At 60.8% G+C, this 15281-nt stretch carries 16 protein-coding genes; 4 read left to right on the top strand and 12 right to left on the bottom strand.

Going from position 1 to position 15281, the window contains the following annotated elements; all coding sequences use genetic code 11:
- Position 1 precedes the first annotated feature (1 nt).
- Positions 2 to 451 carry a peroxiredoxin gene (locus H9Q10_RS03230; RefSeq protein ID WP_197902590.1) on the bottom strand — a complete coding sequence of 150 codons (450 nt, stop codon included), beginning with the start codon at positions 449 to 451 and terminating at the stop codon, positions 2 to 4.
- A gap of 216 nt (positions 452 to 667) precedes the next feature.
- On the opposite strand from H9Q10_RS03230, the gene H9Q10_RS03225 reads away from it, so the two are divergent.
- A complete protein-coding gene (locus H9Q10_RS03225; protein WP_197902589.1) occupies positions 668 to 1219 on the top strand; it encodes a nitroreductase family protein in 552 nt (183 codons plus the stop codon).
- Positions 1220 to 1396: 177 nt separating this feature from the next.
- Here the strand turns inward: H9Q10_RS03225 and H9Q10_RS03220 are convergent, their stop codons facing one another.
- The 3 genes from H9Q10_RS03220 to cmk all read right to left on the bottom strand — a co-directional run bounded on the left by H9Q10_RS03220 (position 1397) and on the right by cmk (position 4239).
- Positions 1397 to 1699, bottom strand: a complete 303-nt coding sequence (locus tag H9Q10_RS03220) for an integration host factor subunit beta (RefSeq protein ID WP_067592341.1) — start codon at positions 1697 to 1699, stop codon at positions 1397 to 1399.
- A gap of 11 nt (positions 1700 to 1710) precedes the next feature.
- Positions 1711 to 3387, bottom strand: coding sequence for a 30S ribosomal protein S1 (rpsA, locus tag H9Q10_RS03215; protein WP_197902588.1), 1677 nt, complete (start codon positions 3385 to 3387; stop codon positions 1711 to 1713).
- A 198-nt stretch (positions 3388 to 3585) separates the two neighbouring features.
- On the bottom strand, positions 3586 to 4239 hold the full coding sequence (cmk, locus tag H9Q10_RS03210) for a (d)CMP kinase (protein ID WP_197902587.1): 654 nt from the start codon (positions 4237 to 4239) through the stop codon (positions 3586 to 3588).
- A 309-nt stretch (positions 4240 to 4548) separates the two neighbouring features.
- Between cmk and H9Q10_RS12220 the strand changes: the two genes are divergently transcribed.
- Together H9Q10_RS12220 and H9Q10_RS03200 are read left to right on the top strand one after the other, a co-directional pair.
- Positions 4549 to 6369, top strand: a complete 1821-nt coding sequence (locus H9Q10_RS12220) for a M48 family metalloprotease (protein ID WP_197902586.1) — start codon at positions 4549 to 4551, stop codon at positions 6367 to 6369.
- A gap of 77 nt (positions 6370 to 6446) precedes the next feature.
- Complete coding sequence (locus H9Q10_RS03200) at positions 6447 to 6899, top strand: hypothetical protein (protein WP_197902585.1); 453 nt, start codon at positions 6447 to 6449, stop codon at positions 6897 to 6899.
- Positions 6900 to 7142: 243 nt separating this feature from the next.
- On the opposite strand, the gene H9Q10_RS03195 is transcribed toward H9Q10_RS03200, so the two are convergent.
- On the bottom strand, positions 7143 to 7925 hold the full coding sequence (locus H9Q10_RS03195) for a polyamine aminopropyltransferase (RefSeq protein WP_197902584.1): 783 nt from the start codon (positions 7923 to 7925) through the stop codon (positions 7143 to 7145).
- Between the two features lie 146 nt (positions 7926 to 8071).
- Here H9Q10_RS03195 and aspA point away from each other — a divergent pair, with 146 nt between their 5' ends.
- On the top strand, positions 8072 to 9466 hold the full coding sequence (aspA, locus tag H9Q10_RS03190) for an aspartate ammonia-lyase (protein WP_197902583.1): 1395 nt from the start codon (positions 8072 to 8074) through the stop codon (positions 9464 to 9466).
- A 149-nt stretch (positions 9467 to 9615) separates the two neighbouring features.
- Here aspA and H9Q10_RS03185 read toward each other — a convergent pair whose 3' ends face one another.
- The 7 genes from H9Q10_RS03185 to H9Q10_RS03155 all read right to left on the bottom strand — a co-directional run bounded on the left by H9Q10_RS03185 (position 9616) and on the right by H9Q10_RS03155 (position 15131).
- Positions 9616 to 9819 carry a DUF4926 domain-containing protein gene (locus tag H9Q10_RS03185; RefSeq protein WP_197902582.1) on the bottom strand — a complete coding sequence of 68 codons (204 nt, stop codon included), beginning with the start codon at positions 9817 to 9819 and terminating at the stop codon, positions 9616 to 9618.
- Entirely contained in the window at positions 9816 to 10520 is a 705-nt protein-coding gene (locus tag H9Q10_RS03180; RefSeq protein WP_197902581.1) for a beta-ketoacyl synthase chain length factor, read from the bottom strand. Before H9Q10_RS03180 ends, H9Q10_RS03185 begins: the two co-directional genes overlap by 4 nt.
- A 68-nt stretch (positions 10521 to 10588) precedes the next feature.
- The gene (locus H9Q10_RS03175) at positions 10589 to 11710 is read right to left on the bottom strand and encodes a beta-ketoacyl synthase N-terminal-like domain-containing protein (protein ID WP_197902580.1); all 1122 of its coding nucleotides are present in this window, start codon (positions 11708 to 11710) and stop codon (positions 10589 to 10591) included.
- A 3-nt stretch (positions 11711 to 11713) separates the two neighbouring features.
- Complete coding sequence (locus H9Q10_RS03170; RefSeq protein ID WP_197902579.1) at positions 11714 to 12190, bottom strand: hypothetical protein; 477 nt, start codon at positions 12188 to 12190, stop codon at positions 11714 to 11716.
- Between the two features lie 426 nt (positions 12191 to 12616).
- Positions 12617 to 12904: a phosphopantetheine-binding protein gene (locus H9Q10_RS03165; protein WP_197902578.1), complete on the bottom strand. Its 288-nt coding sequence runs from the start codon at positions 12902 to 12904 to the stop codon at positions 12617 to 12619.
- Positions 12904 to 14151 carry an ABC transporter permease gene (locus H9Q10_RS03160; RefSeq protein WP_197902577.1) on the bottom strand — a complete coding sequence of 416 codons (1248 nt, stop codon included), beginning with the start codon at positions 14149 to 14151 and terminating at the stop codon, positions 12904 to 12906. The genes H9Q10_RS03165 and H9Q10_RS03160 overlap by 1 nt, the downstream gene beginning before the upstream one ends.
- A gap of 71 nt (positions 14152 to 14222) precedes the next feature.
- Positions 14223 to 15131, bottom strand: coding sequence for an ABC transporter ATP-binding protein (locus H9Q10_RS03155; RefSeq protein WP_197902576.1), 909 nt, complete (start codon positions 15129 to 15131; stop codon positions 14223 to 14225).
- Positions 15132 to 15281 lie beyond the last annotated feature (150 nt).

The raw sequence follows: 15281 nt of genomic DNA, 5'->3' as shown, positions 1-15281 counted from the left end.
CCTATTCCGCCTGTTCCCGCAGTGCGTCGAGCACGGCTTGGGCGTGGCCGGCGGCTTTCACTTTGCGCCATTCGCGCGTGATATTGCCTTGTGCGTCCAGCACAAAGGTGCTGCGCTCGATACCGAACACTTTTTTGCCATACATGTTTTTCTCTTTTATCACGTCAAACAGGCGGCACACGGTTTCGTCTTTGTCTGAAAGGAGCGGCACTTCCAGCGCGTATTTGCACACGAATTTCTGGTGGCTGGCCACGCTGTCGCGCGATACGCCGGCCACCTGGAAACCGAGCGCCTGAAATTCGGGCAAGAGCGCGCTGAATTCCTGCGCTTCGGTGGTGCAGCCGGGCGTGCTGTCTTTGGGGTAGAAATACAGCACCAGCGGCAGGTGGCCGGCGGCAGCGAATTCGTTGCCGTTTTGGTCGGGCAGGGTGAAGAGGTAGTTGGCGCTCATGGCGGGCTTTCGGGTGGATGGAAAATGTGCGCATTATATCGCCAAACGCTGCAGGGCGAGGCCGGCAATTTTTAGCTTTGCAGAACCTCAGCCTTGGCTATACGCCAAGACATCGTTTTAACTTCGTTGAAGCTGACGCTTTCAGGTAGCCTGAACGCAGGGCGTGTGGTATAAGCACGGCGTTTCTGTTTTCAACGCACACAAGGAATCAACCATATGAACACCCTAGATTTGCTCACCACCCGCCGCTCCGTGCGCCTCCTCACCGCGCCCGGGCCCGATGCCGCCCAGCTGGAAACCATCCTGCAAGCCGCCACGCAGGTGCCCGATCACGGCAACCATACGCCGTGGCACTTCATCGTGGTGCAGAGCGAGGCCGGCTGGCAAACCTTCCGCCACGTGCTCGGCCAATGCGCGGCCGAAATTGGCGGCGAAGCGGCGCGCAAGGCCGAAGCCGTGGGGCAGATGGCGCCGATGATGATCGGCGTGGTGGCCAAGCCCGACCTGAACTGCCTCAAGCCCAAACCCGAATGGGAACAAGTGCTCAGCGCCGGCTGCGCCGCCTACGCCATCCAGCTGGCCGCCAAGGCGCAAGGCTTCGACAACGTGTGGCTCACCGGCCTGTGGGTCAACTGCACCGCCCTGCGCGAAGCCTTCGCCTGCGAAAAGCACGACAAAATCATCGGCCTGCTGATGATCGGCACCGCGCAGAAAGAAGCCGCCGGCGGCAAAAATACCGATTTGGCGGAGTTTGTGAGCTATTGGTAATAGCTGCCTATAGATCAAAGAAAGGCTACCTAAAAGCGTAATCTTCAGCGCAGTTAAAACAAGCAAAGCAAGTTTCTTGTGCAGCTGAATTTTTCAGGTAGCCAACTCCCTATCCACCAAGCAACAAAAAGGCTACCTGAAATTTTCAGGTAGCCTTTTCTTCAGCTCAAGCCAGTCTTACTTGGCGGCCTGGTCCACGCGTTCGCGCAGCTCCTTGCCGGCTTTGAAGTGCGGCACGTATTTCTCGGGCACGTTCACTTTTTCGCCGGTTTTCGGATTGCGGCCCACGCGGGCCGGGCGGTGGTTCAGGTCGAAACTGCCAAACCCGCGAATCTCGATACGCTGGCCGCGGGCCAGGGCGCGGGTCATGGCATCCACCAAAACTTTCACGCTCTGCTCCACGTCTTTCACTGCCAGGCGGGCATGCCCCTGAGCCAGGTATTTTTCGGCCATATGGGCCATCAACTCTGATTTGGTCATTTACAGCATCCTTATTCGTTGTCGCCGCCCAGCTTGGCCTTCAGGAGGTCGCCCAGGCTAGTGGTGCCGGCATGGCTGGCCGCAGCGTTCACGGTGTTGAGCGCTTCGCGGTTTTCTTTGGCGGTGCGGGCTTTCACGGAAAGCTTGATGTTGCGGTTTTTGCGGTCTACCGTAACGATCACGGCTTCCACTTCGTCGCCTTCTTTCAGCTTGGTGGTCAGGTCTTCCACGCGCTCGCTGTCGAACTCGGAAGCGGGCAGGTAGCCCACCACTTCATCGGCCAGCTGCACTTCGGCGCCCTTGGCTTCAACGGATTTCACGGTGCCTTTCACCAAGGCGCCTTTGTCGTTGATGCTGATGTAGGTGCCGAAGGGGTCGCCTTCAAGCTGCTTGATGCCCAGGCTGATGCGCTCTTTCTCCACATCGATAGACAATACAACGGCTTCCACATCTTCGCCTTTTTTGTATTTGCGCACGGCTTCTTCGCCGCTTTCGCTCCAAGAGAGGTCGGAGAGGTGCACCAGGCCGTCGATATTGCCGGGCAGACCCACGAAAATGCCGAAGTCGGTGATGGATTTCACGGCGCCGGTGAGTTTGTCGCCTTTGTTGAAGTTGGCAGCAAATTCTTCCCACGGGTTGGCCTGGCATTGTTTCATGCCCAGGCTGATGCGGCGGCGGTCTTCGTCGATATCCAGAATCATCACTTCCACTTCGTCGCCCAGCTGCACAACCTTGCTCGGGTGTACGTTTTTGTTGGTCCAGTCCATTTCGGAAACGTGTACCAAGCCTTCGATGCCCTGCTCGATTTCAACGAATGCGCCGTAGTCGGTGAGGTTGGTTACCTTGCCGAACAGGCGAGTGCGGGCAGGGTAACGGCGGGCAAGGCCGCTCCAGGGGTCTTCGCCCAGCTGTTTCATACCCAGAGACACGCGGCTGCGGTCTTGGTCGAACTTAAGCACTTTGGCTTCCACTTCCTGGCCCACTTCCAGCACTTCGCTCGGGTGTTTCACGCGGCGCCAAGCCAAATCGGTGATGTGCAGCAAGCCGTCGATGCCGCCCAAGTCCACGAATGCGCCGTAGTCGGTGATGTTCTTCACGATGCCTTTTACCACGGTGCCTTCCTGCAGGCTTTCCAGCAGGGCCTGGCGCTCTTCGCCCAGGGTTTCTTCCAGCACGGCGCGGCGGGACACCACCACGTTGTTGCGTTTTCTGTCCAGTTTGATCACTTTGAATTCCACTTCTTTGCCTTCAAAGTGAGAGGTGTCTTTCACCGGGCGCACGTCCACCAGCGAGCCGGGCAGGAAGGCGCGGATGCTGTTGATCATCACGGTGAGGCCGCCTTTGACCTTGCCGTTGATCACGCCGGAGAGGATCTCGCCGCTTTCCATGGCTTCTTCCAAAGCCAGCCAATCGGCGGCGCGTTTGGCTTTTTCGCGCGAGAGCTTGGTTTCGCCGAAGCCGTTTTCCACCGATTCGATGGTTACGGTAACGAAATCGCCTACTTTCACTTCCAGCTCGCCCTGGGCGTTTTTGAATTCGTCCAGATCAATCAGGGATTCGGATTTCAGGCCGGCGTTCACGATCACGTGTTTGTCGGTAATCGCCACCACTTCGGCGGTGATCACCTCGCCCTGGTTCATTTCTTGTACGGCTGAGTATTCTTCCAGTAACTGGGCAAAATTTTCCATAAGGTTTTGTCTTTTCCACGCACGGCCAAGGAGTGCGGAGGGTTGAGGTTGCTAAAAGCCTGCCGCCCTTGGCGCGGCAGGCAGGGGTTTAATCTGTTTGCTTGTCTTTAACGGAAAAGCAATCAATCAACCGATTATGCAGCACACGCGCCTCAAAACAGGGCGGATGCGCTGAAAACGCGGCATTATACAGCAAGTTTATTTTTCCCGATACCAATCAAGCACTTTTTTTACCGATTCTTCGATGGTGAGTGCAGAAGTGTCGAGCAGGCGGGCCTCGGGCAGCCTTTGCAGCGGCGCAACGGCGCGCTTGCGGTCGGCTTCGTCGCGCGCTTCGATGGCGGCTAGGATGCACTCAAAACGCCCGCCTGAAAGCGGCTCGCCGATTTGCCGGGCGCGGCGTTCGGCGCGCACTTGGGCGCTGGCGGTGAGGAACACTTTGAGCACGGCGTCGGGGAACACCACCGAGCCCATGTCGCGCCCGTCGGCCACCAGGCCTTGTTCGGTTAGAAACGCGCGCTGCCGTTGCAGCAAAGCCGCGCGCACCGCCGGCAGCGCCGCCACCCGCGAGGCACCCATGCCGATTTCCTCGCTGCGGATGGCGGCGGACACGTCTTCCCCGTCCAGCAATACGGCGCCGCCGGCAAACTCGGCCGGCAAAGCCTGCGCCAGCGCGGCCACTGCCGCTTCGTCGCCCCAATCCGCGCCTTGGCGGCGGGCATATAGTGCGGTGATGCGATAGAGCGCGCCGGAATCGAGATAGGCCCAACCCAGCGCCTCGGCCACGCGCTGCGCCACCGTGCCTTTGCCCGATGCGCTCGGCCCGTCGATTGCGATTACTTTCTGCGGCATAGCTGTCTCCGAAAAAAGCGCTATCTTACCCGAGATTGCGCCGGCGCGGGGTTGGCTTGCCTTCGATGGAATTTTTCAGGTAGCCTCTAATGCCTACCAAAGGGTACCTAAAACCCTGCTTGCCCCTTTCTTTTACGAAAGGTTTGCTTTGTTTCCCTCCCTAGTTTTCAGGTAGCCTCCTTTACCAAACAACAGGCTACATGAAAACTTTCCCCTGCCGCCAAACCATTTTCAGGTAGCCCCAACCCTTTGCCAAACCCCGCCGGATTGGCTATATTCAGCCCATCCCTCCCGCACACGGATTCCCCCATGCGCTTCTTCCGCCGCCAACAGCAAGCACGCCGCCGCAGCGCCCGGCTGGTGGTGCTGTATGCGCTCGCGCTGGCCGGCACCGTCATCCTCACCGCCGCCGTGCTCGGCAGCCTGCCGCTCATGTTTGGCTTCGGCAGCCCGCGGCACAGCCTCTGGTGGTACTACCTGCCGCCCGCCGTCCTCGTGTGCCTGCTCACCGTCGCCCTCAGCCTGCACCGTCTGCGCGAACTGCGGCGCGGCGGCGAGGCCGTGGCCAAACGGCTCGGCGGCGAGCGGCTGCAGCTGCAGGACGGCACCTTCGCCGAACGCCGCCTGCTCAACGTGGTGGCCGAAACCGCGCTGGCCGCCGGCCTGCCCGTGCCGCCCGTCTACCTGCTGCGCCGCGACGGCAGCATCAACGCCTTCGCCGCCGGCCTCAGCCCGCGCCGCGCCGTGATCGGCGTTACCCAAGGCGCGATACACCGCCTCACCCGCGATGAGCTGCAAGCCGTGATCGCCCACGAATTCAGCCACATCCGCCACGGCGACATACGCCTCAACCTCCGCCTCTCCGCCTGGCTGCACGGCCTGCAAGGCATCGCCAGCAGCGGCCGCTATTTCCTCGAAGGCCGCGACGACGAACACTATCTGGAATACCGCCGCAATAAAAATGTGGACAACCACCCCTTCGACAACGGCATCGAAATCATCATGCAAACCCTGCCGCTGCAAGCCTTCGGCGGCCTGCTGATTGTGCTCGGCTCCATCGGCAGCCTGTTTGCCGGCTGGCTGCAGGCCGCCGTGTGCCGCGAACGCGAATTCCTCGCCGATGCCGCAGCCGTGCAGTTTACCCGCCAAACCGCCCCGCTCATCGAAGCCCTGTGCAAAATCGCCCGCAGCGGCAGCTGCCGCCTGCACGCCGCCCACGCCCCCGAATACGCCCACATGATGTTCGGCCGCATCAGCGCCGGCAGCCTCGCCGCCACCCACCCCCCGATCATCGAACGCATCCGCCGGCTCGACGCCTCCGCCGCCCGCCGCCTCGCCCCCAAACTCGAAGGCGCCGACAGCCCCGTCTTTTTTCCCGACGGCCACTTCCGCTTTGCCCCCGGCGACGAAGCCGCCCCGGTTACCGACCAGAGCGAAGCCAGCTACCGCCACCGCCAAGCCACCATGCAGGCACGCATCCGCCGCTACCGCCCCACCACCCCGCACCTCCCACTCCACGCCGACTGGCAGGCCGCCGCCCTCGACGGCGAACACGCCTCCGCCGCCCTGCTCTGTCTGTTCCAAATCCAAGGGCTACCTGAAAATACAGGCTTCAACGAAGTTCAAACGCAACGAAACGGATTTCTGCGCCGCAAGAACACCCCCCTCACCCCCTTCGTTTGGCAGCAACTCGCCCGCCTCCGCCAACACCCCCTGCTGCCCAGCACCGAGCTGCTCGAACACCTCCTGCCCGCCTTCGTGATGCAGGAAGACGCCGCCCAACAAGCCCTGCTCGACCAAGTCCGCCTCCACTTCAGCCAACAGAGCACCAGCCGCGAACAAACCCAGCTCTGGCTGCTGCTCAAAGCCTACCTCGCCCCTACCCCCCAGCCCGGCCGGCTCGCCCATCATCCTGCCGCCGACGCCCTCATCCACGCCACCACCCTTCCCCCCAAACAGCTGCAAACCGCCGTCAAAGCCGCCCTGCTGCTCACCGAACCCGCCAAAACCGCCCTGCTGCGCCCCCTCTCCGCCACCCTCGCCGTGAGTCAGCCCCTGCTGTGGCGCTACCTCTGCGTCCGCCTCGACGTCGGCGCCTGGCACTTCGGTGCCGCCGACCGCCGCGGCTAAAGGCTACCTGAAACCTTACCGCCCCGGTTTTACAGGTAGCCTTCATCCCAACCCAAGCGCACCAAAAAAGGAAAAACATGAAACGCCTGCTTCCCCTCCTCGCCGCCCTCTTCCTCCTCACCGCCTGTCAGAAAGACACCGCCATGCCCACCGCCACCTCCAGCCCAATGCCCCCACAAACCAACGAAGAAATCCTCGCCGCCGCCGAAGAGCACCTCGCCGCCTACCGCTATTTCGACGCCGCCGCCTGGGCATACGAGCTGAAACAACGCGGCGTTGCCCTGCCCCCGCGCCTGCAAGCCGTGCTCGACGAAGAACGCTACGACCCCGAAACCCCCATATCCACCGGCAGTATGTACCACCTCCAACCGCAGCAGCTCGCCCGCGTGCAAAGCCTGGCCGAACACGGCGACCGCGCCGCCGCCCACCGCCTGTGGCAATACTACACATTCTCCGCCCCCAACCGGGACACCGAGGAAGGCCAAGCCGCCGCAGCCTATTGGGCAAAACAAGCCGGCAATACGGACTAGGCACAGTAGCCATCCACTTCCCCACCAAAACAAAGGCTACCTGAAAGCATCAGCCTCAACGCAGTTACAACGATGCCTCGGCGCATTCAAGGCTGAGTTTCTGCGAAGCTAAGGCGGATTAAATTTAAACCTCCTGCCGGCAAGCACCACACGGCAAAACAAAGGCTACCTGAAAATTCCTCGGTGCAGCAACCCCGCTCAACACGCGCCATTTTCAGGTAGCCTTTTGCCCGCCATCCCGCCTCAGCGCAGCCATTTCCATTCGCTGCCCGGCGGCAGTTTGGCCTGATGCAGCATGGTTTTAAAGCCCAGCCGGAACTGCTTGTCGAGCCCGGCCGCTTTTTTCTGCAATCCGGCCAAGGGCTGCGGCTTCCAGCTTTGAAAGGCCAGCACCGCCACGTTGCCGTGCGTTTCCGCCGGCACGCACAGCACACGCTGTTCGAACACCTGAGAGAGCCGTTGCAGGAAGAGCGGATAACGCTTGTCGCCGCTCCACCAGTTGGTTACAAAAATGCCGTTTTCGCTCAAGGCGGTGCGGCAGTCGGCAAAGAAAGGCTCGCCCACCAGCGCGTCGATAATCTGCTCGCCGTCGAAGCCGTCCACCAGTAGGATATCCGTGCCACCGCGCAGGGTTTTGATGTATTCCGCGCCGTCGGCCTCGATGATTTCAAACTTTTCGCCTTCAAACGGCAGCTCGAACAGCCCGCGCGCCACGCTGATCACCTGCGGGTTGATTTCCACCGCCGTCTGCGCCACGTCGGGCAAATAGGCATCGATCCAGCGCACAAACGAGCCGCCGCCCAAACCGATCTGCGTGATGTGCCGCACGTTTTCGGCAAACAGCAGCCAGGCCATCATGGCGCGGCTGTAGGAGAGCACCAGCTCGGCTGGATCGTCCACATTCATCGAGCTTTGCACCGTTTCGCTGCCCAAATGCAGCGATCGGATGTTGCCGATTTCGGAAATGCCCACTTCGGGCATGGCCGTGCGGGCCGAACGCAGCCGGCGGTAGGGATGACGTGCCATATAACCAACCTTTATCGAGAGGGCGCGCATTCTAGCACATTTCCCCGGCGGCAATCGGGCGCGGCAGCACGGTTTAAACAAGCTGAAAGCGGCAGAACTTGGTATCATCCTTCCGTTTCCCACCCCTCCACACAAAAGGAACACGCATGAACACCCGCACCGAACACGACCTCCTGGGCGAACGCCAAATCCCCGCCGAAGCCTATTGGGGCATCCACACCCTGCGCGCCATGGAAAACTTCCAGATTTCCGGGCAGAAAATTTCCGACGTGCCGCAGTTTGTGCGCGGCATGGTGATGGTGAAGAAGGCGGCGGCGCAGGCCAACGGCGAATTGGGCGCGCTCAAGCCGGAAATCGCCACCGCCATCGCCCAAGCCTGCGATGAAGTGCTGGGAAAAGGCCGCTGTCTCGACCAATTCCCTTCCGACGTATTCCAAGGCGGCGCCGGCACCTCGGTGAACATGAACACCAACGAAGTAGTCGCCAACCTGGCTCTGGAAATCCTCGGCCACGCCAAAGGCCGCTACGACATTGTGAACCCGATGGATCACGTGAACGCCAGCCAATCCACCAACGATGCCTACCCCACCGGCTTCCGCCTGGCCGTGTACGAAAGCACGGGCGGGCTGCTGGACAAGTTAGGCTACCTGAAAAACGCCTTTGCCCAAAAAGCCGAAGAATTCAAAACCGTGCTGAAGATAGGGCGCACCCAGCTGCAAGACGCCGTGCCGATGACGGCCGGGCAAGAATTCAAATCCTTCCAAGTGCTGCTGGAAGAAGAAATCCTCAATCTGGAGCGCACCCGCCAACTGCTACTGGAAGTGAACCTCGGCGCCACCGCCATCGGCACCGGCGTAAACACGTCCAAGGGCTACGCCCAACTGGCTGTGCAGAAGCTTTCCGAAATCAGCGGCCTGCCCTGCAAGCTCACCGAAAACCTGATTGAAGCCACTTCCGACTGCGGCGCCTATGTAATGGTGCACGGCGCGCTCAAGCGCACGGCGGTGAAGCTCTCCAAAATCTGCAACGATTTGCGCCTGCTCTCCTCCGGCCCGCGCGCCGGCCTGAAGGAAATCAACCTGCCCGAAATGCAGGCCGGCTCCTCCATCATGCCGGCCAAGGTAAACCCGGTGATTCCCGAAGTGGTAAATCAAATCTGCTTCAAGGTAATCGGCAACGACACCACCATCACCTTCGCCGCCGAAGCCGGCCAGCTGCAACTCAACGTGATGGAGCCTGTGATTGCGCAATGCATGTTTGAAACCCTCTCCCTCCTGGGCAACGCCGCCGCCACGCTGGCCGACAAATGCGTGCGCGGCATCACGGTAAACCGCGACATCTGCGAGCGCTACGTATTCCATTCCATCGGCCTGGTTACCTACCTCAACCCCTACATCGGCCACGAAAACGGCGACCTGGTGGGCAGAATCTGCGCTCAAACCGGCAAAGGCGTGCGCGAAGTGGTGCTGGAGCGCGGCCTCTTGAGCGAAGCCGAGCTCGACCGCATCCTCGCGCCGGAAAACTTGGTGAGCATTGATTGACGGCGTCGGACGTCGCGAAACCTTAGCCGGCAATAAAAAAGGGATGATTCGTCATCCCTTCGCTTGGCCGAACATAAAGGCTACCTGAAATTTTTGTCTTCGCGGAAACGCCGCTGCATTGCATTTTAACTTCGTTGAAGCCGGTGTTTTCAGGTAGCCTCATGCCGCTCAAAATCGCTTTTCCCGTTCAACACCAGCAAAGCCAAAGTCTCACCCCTTTCGTTAGCAAACTCCACCTCGTAAGCATCCTGCCCATACACTTCCACCACCGTGCCGATGCTGCCCGCGCGCAACCCGTGCTCCGGCACATTCCGCTTTAAGCGCACCACATCCAACAGCCGATATTCCCTCATCCTTCACCCCACTCCACCCGCAAAGCCGGCCACATCCCACACGGCGGCAACACCACCCCGCCCTGCCGCGCCTGCGCCTCCCACGCCAGCACCGCAGGCAGAAAGCCCGTTGCGGTTGGGAAAACGGCTTGCTCCGCTTCATCTTCTTCCGCCGACACCGCTATCCTGCCGTTTCCGGCCTGCGGCATGAGGCTACCTGAAAGTTTCCACCACACGCTGCCTTCCAGCTCACCCTCCGCCGCGCGCTCATACGCCCAGCCCAGCAGCACGGTTTGCCCGGGCTCGGCCAGCATCTCGTTCAGCGCGGCATACAGCGCTGCCCAGCAATCTTCCGCTTCCGCCGCCAGAAACACACTGTTGCCGCTACTGCCCAGAATCTGCGCCAGCTGGAAAGTGGCGGCGTTATGAATATTGGCCATGAAATCCAGCGGCGAGGGCAACCCGGCCGCCAGCTTCTGCCGCATCGCCGCCAAACGGCCGGGCGAGCTGAACGGCGAAGCGAGATACACGGCCGGATTTTCAGGTAGCCCTTGGCACAGCGGCAGCACGCCCAGCAGGGCAAGCAGGGTAAAGCGGCTCAGGCGGCGCGCGTCGATGCCATATTGCTCGCGCAGCAGGCGGCGCAGTTCGCTATCTGTCTGCTGCGGCGCGGCCAGGAAGCGGCTGCTGGCCTGGATGCGGCAGAGGGTTTGGTTGGGCATGAAATTTGCCGGCATATCAGCGATCGTCCTTTCTGTTTTCAGGTAGCCCGATATTTTTCAGGTAGCCTTCAAGCCTGCCAATCCAGCAGCCAGGCGCAGTGGCTGCCGCCGAAACCAAGGAAATAGTTGAGGTAGCTGCCGTTGGGCAGTGGTCGGCCGTGCAGGGTGGGCAAGGGGAAATCGGGTGCAGCGGCAGGCAGCGGCGGCAGGCGGCCGTGTTGCAGGGCGTCGAGCAGCAGCGCGGTTTCCAGTGCGGCGCCGGCGCCCAGCGTGTGTCCGATATAGGGCTTAAACAGCAGGGCGGGCGTGTGCGGCCACAGCGCTTCACGCACCTGCATTTCCACGGTGTCGCTGAGGCCGCCGCTGCCGTGGGTTTTCACGCCGCGCAAATCTTGGGCGGAGATGCCGGCGCGGCACAGGCTTTCGGCCAGCAGGCGGTGCAGCGGCTCGGCAGAGGCGGCAGTGAGGTTGGCGTGGTCGGTTTGGGCGGCGAGGCCGCGCAAGCGGCAGGCGTAATCGCGGTGCGGCCGTGCGGATAAGGTCAGCACGGCCGCCCCTTCTCCCAGTACCAGGCCGCCGGCGTTGCGAAACGGCAGTCTGCCCGGCTCGGTTTCCAGCAGGTTCATGGCGTGAAAATGCTCGAAGGTGAGGCGGTTGAAACTCTCGAAACCGACCACGAGTGCGCGTTCGGCCAGCCCGTTTTCGATACTGCGGGCGGCGGCGAGCAGGGCTTGTGCGGAGGAGGTACAGGAGGTGGCAAAGCTGAATACGTTTTCGCTGGCAAAGCGGTTTTTCAGGTAGCCGGCGATTTCGCACAGGGTGAAGCGTTCATCTCCGGCGCGTTCAGGCGGTGCGGCTTCGCGGTCGGACATCACATAAGAAGTGGAACCGAGGAAGATGGGGAGGCCGGCCAATTCGTTTTCGTGCCAACCGGCAGTGGCGGCGGCCTGGCGGATTTCGGACTCAATCCAGCCGCACAGCTGCGCCAGCGTGGCTAGCTCGGCAGGGAATGCGGCAAAATACGGCAGCGCGCGCGGCTGCCCTAGGCCGTGTGCGGTGCGGAAGGCAGGCGGTGCGAAGGGGTTTTCGGCCGAGCCGAAACGGTGGCTGCCGCAGCTGCGCCCTTGTGCGCACCAATAGCTGCTGCCGCACAAATAAGCGGCGCGGGATGGGTGGCTTTTGATGTTCATTTTTCAGGTAGCCTCAAGCGGGTTGCCCTGCCGTTCCAACACTTCCCATTCGTATTCTGCCTCATGGATGGCCAGCGCATGGCCGTTTTCCAGATACAGCGCAAAATCGCCGTGTTGTTCAAACCAATTATCCAAGGCGGCCTGCAGGGCGGGCAGGGAGATGAGCGCCCAGAAGCCGAAGCCGTTTTCGCTTAAGCTTACCCACGCTTTATCGGCAAGCAAGGCGCGGATGCGGCGCAGCATATCGGCGCGGGCGGCTTGGTGCTGGGCTTGGCGGAGCGCGCAGCCGATTTCGCCGTTTTGGTGAAACGGGAAGGCGGCAGCGGCAGGATGCTCAATGCGGTAGATGCCGCTATCCACAAACCGGCGGGCAATCTCGCCATCGCTGCCTTGCACGGCTTCAATGCCGAGGAAGGCGTAGTGCTTCAGCAGGCATGCTTGGGCGTTGCGCTGTTGGAGTTGGGCGATTTTTAGGGTCATGGTTACACCCTTAAGGCTGCTACCTGAAAATATAGATAATTGTTTAACACCAGCATTCCAACCGCTAGGCACAAGTTTCCCAGTGCGAATGGTGCAGTGGTGCCTTCTCTGCTGGCGCAGCCGAACGGAGCACGGTTTTTCGGGAAACAAGGGCCCGCCCTGTCCGAAGCGGCGCAGCCGCAAGTTCGGGCCCGCCCGAAAAATCGTGCGGAGTGAGGGAAGTTTGGCGAAGCCAAACCTGTGCCCGCAGTCGCCTTTCTTTGCTTCCTTTCTTTGGCGAAGCAAAGAAAGGAAGTGCCCGCGCCGGCACGAGGCGCAAGGGTTAAAGATTTCCGAATGGCAAAAGGCTACCTGAAATTTGGCCACAGCCTGAAACCTGACTTATGACTTGTAAACAAATTTTGCAAGAAGCTTTTTCAGGTAGCCTCAAGCCCCACGCTGTTCGCGGACAAATGCCGCCAAATCGCGCACATTCATCATGTGCTTGCGCACCATGCGGTCGCCGTTGAGGCGCACGCCGTAGCGGGCTTGCAGCGCCACGGTGATTTGCAGCGCATCGAGCGAATCGAGGCCTATCGGGCTTTCGGGGCCGAACAGCGGCGCATCGTCGGAGAAAGCAGCCATGTCCACATCGTCCTGTTTTTCGGTTTCGCGCACAATCAGCGTTTTCAGCGCCTGCTCCAGCGCGGGGGAGCTTAAATCGGGTGTGTTCATCAGAATCTTGCCTGTGTGCTCAGTTGGCGGCGGTAGAGCGCGGCGGCAGCGGCGAGCGCAGCCAGGCCGAAGCCCGCAAGCCTCCACAGCTGCGGCGCAATTTGCGCCAAGGTGTAATGGTTTAACAAAAGTTTTTGGAAAGCAGCCAGCCCCCAGCCCATTGGCGAGAGCTGCGAGAGCTGCTGCATCAGCGCGGGCATGATGTGCACCGGCACCATCACGCCGCCCAGCGCGGCCATGATGATGATGCCGCCGCCGCCCAGTACCACAGCCTGCTCGGTGCTTTTGGCCAGCACGCTCACCAACAGCCCGTAGCCCAGCGCGGCCAGGCTCACGGCGCAAGACACAGCAGCATAGCCCGCCCAGCCGCCGGAAAGCGCGAAGGCGGGCATGCCCAGCAACGGTAACACCCACACGCCCAGCGCCACCATGCCGGCAAACTGCAACTGATTGATTAAAAAATAGGGAATCAGCTTGGCAGCCAAGAGTTTCCAAGCGGGTGCACGCGCCATGTTCAGGCGGGTGAGCGTGTTGGTCTGGCGCTCCATCGCCATCACATTGGAAAGCGGGATCATAATGAAAAACATGCCGAAAATCAGCCAGGCAGGCACGCTGTGCTGCACCGAGTTGGGCTGCTGTACGGCCTCGCCCTGGCGGTTGAGGTAGGTTTCCTGCCACATCTCGCGCCCAAGGTAGGCCTCGATTTGGCTGAATTTGCCGTCCAGCTCTTTGTTCACCTGCTCTTGAATGCGGCGCACGGCAGGGTTGCGGTTGTTGCTGAGCACAATTTCGTTGCCGTCGAAATACTGCGCCAGCCGCGCTTCGGTGTAATGCTGCTGCATCAGTCCTTTCACGCCGAGCAGCCAGCCGCGGTCGGCATCGGGCTGGAGCCACAGGCGCAGCGGCTGCTCTTCGCCCAGCGGAGTGGTTTCATCATTTGGATTAAGCAGCAGCAAATCGGCCTCGCCGCGCTGTAAGGCTACCTGAAAATCGGCAAGGCGGCTTGGCTCGGCCAATTGCACATGCAGTTTTTCGTTTTGCAGGGCTTGCAGGAATTGCCGGTTGAGTTGGCTGCCGGGCGCGCCGAGCAGCACGATTTGCGCATCGGGATTGAGGTTTTCCTGGCTGCTGCTCAAGGCGGCGGACATGATCAGCATAAACAGGATGGGCATCACAAACAGCACGGACACGCCGTGCAGGTCGCGGCGGAGCAGCTTGAGTTCTTTGGCAATGGCGGCGGCTAGCATAAATCGGCTCCGGCGCGAGGGTGGTTTTGGTGGTTCATTACTTTGTTATTAATAGGTGGTGCACAAAATTTTCAGGTAGCCTGTGTGGTGGCAGCCTGCTTGGCCAAAAAATCCAAATAAAAGCTTTCCAACGAGGCAAAACCGAAACGGCAGGCTTGTGCGGCATAGCCTTGGGCTTGCAATTTGGCCAGCAGTTCGGCTGGCGAGGCGGTGTCGAAATGCAGCGTGCCGTCAGCCGCACGGCGGCCTTGCAGTGCGGTCAGCTCGCCATCGGGCAGCGGCGGCTCGATGCGCAGGCTGAGGCCGGATTCTGCGCCCTGCCGCAAAATATCGCGCAGCCCGCCGTGATACACCAGCCTCCCGCCATGCAGCAGCGCGATGTTGCGGCACAGCAGCTCGATTTCCTGCAGATAATGCGAGGTATAGACCACGGTGATGCCTTGGCGCGTGAGCCCGGCCACGCTGTCCAAAATAAACCGGCGCGATTCCGGGTCGATGCCTACAGTGATTTCATCAAGAAAAATCAGCTTGGGGCGGTTGATGAGGCCGATGGCGAAATTCAGTCGCCGCTTGAGGCCGCCGGAGAGGTGTTTGGCCAGCTTCGCGCGGTGTTCGGCCAGGCCGGTTTGCGCCAGCAGGTTTTTCAGGTAGCCTTCATCGCGCACGGCATACAGCGCGGCGAAAAAACGCATATTGTCCCACACCGACAAAAGCGGATAAAAGGCGAAATCCTGCGGCACCAGCGACACGCGCTGCCGCTCCTTGGCCGGCAGCTTTTCCAGCGGCACACCGTCAAACAAAATCTGTCCGCCCTGCACCGGCAAGAGCCCGGCCAGAAGCGACATCAGCGTGGTTTTACCCGCGCCGTTGGGCCCGAGCAGGCCCAGTGCCGAACCTTCGCCCACCGGCAGGCTCACGCCGCACAGTGCGTTTTCCCGCGCACCCGGATAGCGATAAGTAATTTCTTGTATTTCAATCATAAATATTCACTTTTGCCCGCAAACCGCCTGATCTTCCCGTTTTACGCCATCGGGCGGCGGCCATAAAAAAATAATATCGAAATAATATATCAAATCAGCTTGAAACTCCCGCTCAAAGTTCCTACAATCTGGGCTCCTTTCCCAACCCAA

It is taken from the genome of Eikenella glucosivorans (assembly GCF_016025525.2).
In the GTDB taxonomy this organism is placed as follows: domain Bacteria; phylum Pseudomonadota; class Gammaproteobacteria; order Burkholderiales; family Neisseriaceae; genus Eikenella; species Eikenella glucosivorans.
Note: the sequence above shows the minus strand (reverse complement) of the source record. Positions and strands in the feature narration are given on the sequence as shown.

Bases quoted from the DNA above. Each gene is read 5' to 3' on its own strand.
- H9Q10_RS03175 (WP_197902580.1), bottom strand. From the start codon at position 11,710: ATGAACATCAAAAGCCACCCATCCCGCGCCGCTTATTTGTGCGGCAGC.
- cmk (WP_197902587.1), bottom strand. From the start codon at position 4,239: ATGCCGCAGAAAGTAATCGCAATCGACGGGCCGAGCGCATCGGGCAAA.
- H9Q10_RS03225 (WP_197902589.1), top strand. From the start codon at position 668: ATGAACACCCTAGATTTGCTCACCACCCGCCGCTCCGTGCGCCTCCTC.
- H9Q10_RS03160 (WP_197902577.1), bottom strand. From the start codon at position 14,151: ATGCTAGCCGCCGCCATTGCCAAAGAACTCAAGCTGCTCCGCCGCGAC.
- rpsA (WP_197902588.1), bottom strand. From the start codon at position 3,387: ATGGAAAATTTTGCCCAGTTACTGGAAGAATACTCAGCCGTACAAGAA.
- H9Q10_RS03165 (WP_197902578.1), bottom strand. From the start codon at position 12,904: ATGAACACACCCGATTTAAGCTCCCCCGCGCTGGAGCAGGCGCTGAAA.
- H9Q10_RS03220 (WP_067592341.1), bottom strand. From the start codon at position 1,699: ATGACCAAATCAGAGTTGATGGCCCATATGGCCGAAAAATACCTGGCT.
- aspA (WP_197902583.1), top strand. From the start codon at position 8,072: ATGAACACCCGCACCGAACACGACCTCCTGGGCGAACGCCAAATCCCC.
- H9Q10_RS03155 (WP_197902576.1), bottom strand. From the start codon at position 15,131: ATGATTGAAATACAAGAAATTACTTATCGCTATCCGGGTGCGCGGGAA.
- H9Q10_RS03185 (WP_197902582.1), bottom strand. From the start codon at position 9,819: ATGAGGGAATATCGGCTGTTGGATGTGGTGCGCTTAAAGCGGAATGTG.
- H9Q10_RS03200 (WP_197902585.1), top strand. From the start codon at position 6,447: ATGAAACGCCTGCTTCCCCTCCTCGCCGCCCTCTTCCTCCTCACCGCC.
- H9Q10_RS03195 (WP_197902584.1), bottom strand. From the start codon at position 7,925: ATGGCACGTCATCCCTACCGCCGGCTGCGTTCGGCCCGCACGGCCATG.
- H9Q10_RS12220 (WP_197902586.1), top strand. From the start codon at position 4,549: ATGCGCTTCTTCCGCCGCCAACAGCAAGCACGCCGCCGCAGCGCCCGG.
- H9Q10_RS03230 (WP_197902590.1), bottom strand. From the start codon at position 451: ATGAGCGCCAACTACCTCTTCACCCTGCCCGACCAAAACGGCAACGAA.
- H9Q10_RS03170 (WP_197902579.1), bottom strand. From the start codon at position 12,190: ATGACCCTAAAAATCGCCCAACTCCAACAGCGCAACGCCCAAGCATGC.
- H9Q10_RS03180 (WP_197902581.1), bottom strand. From the start codon at position 10,520: ATGCCCAACCAAACCCTCTGCCGCATCCAGGCCAGCAGCCGCTTCCTG.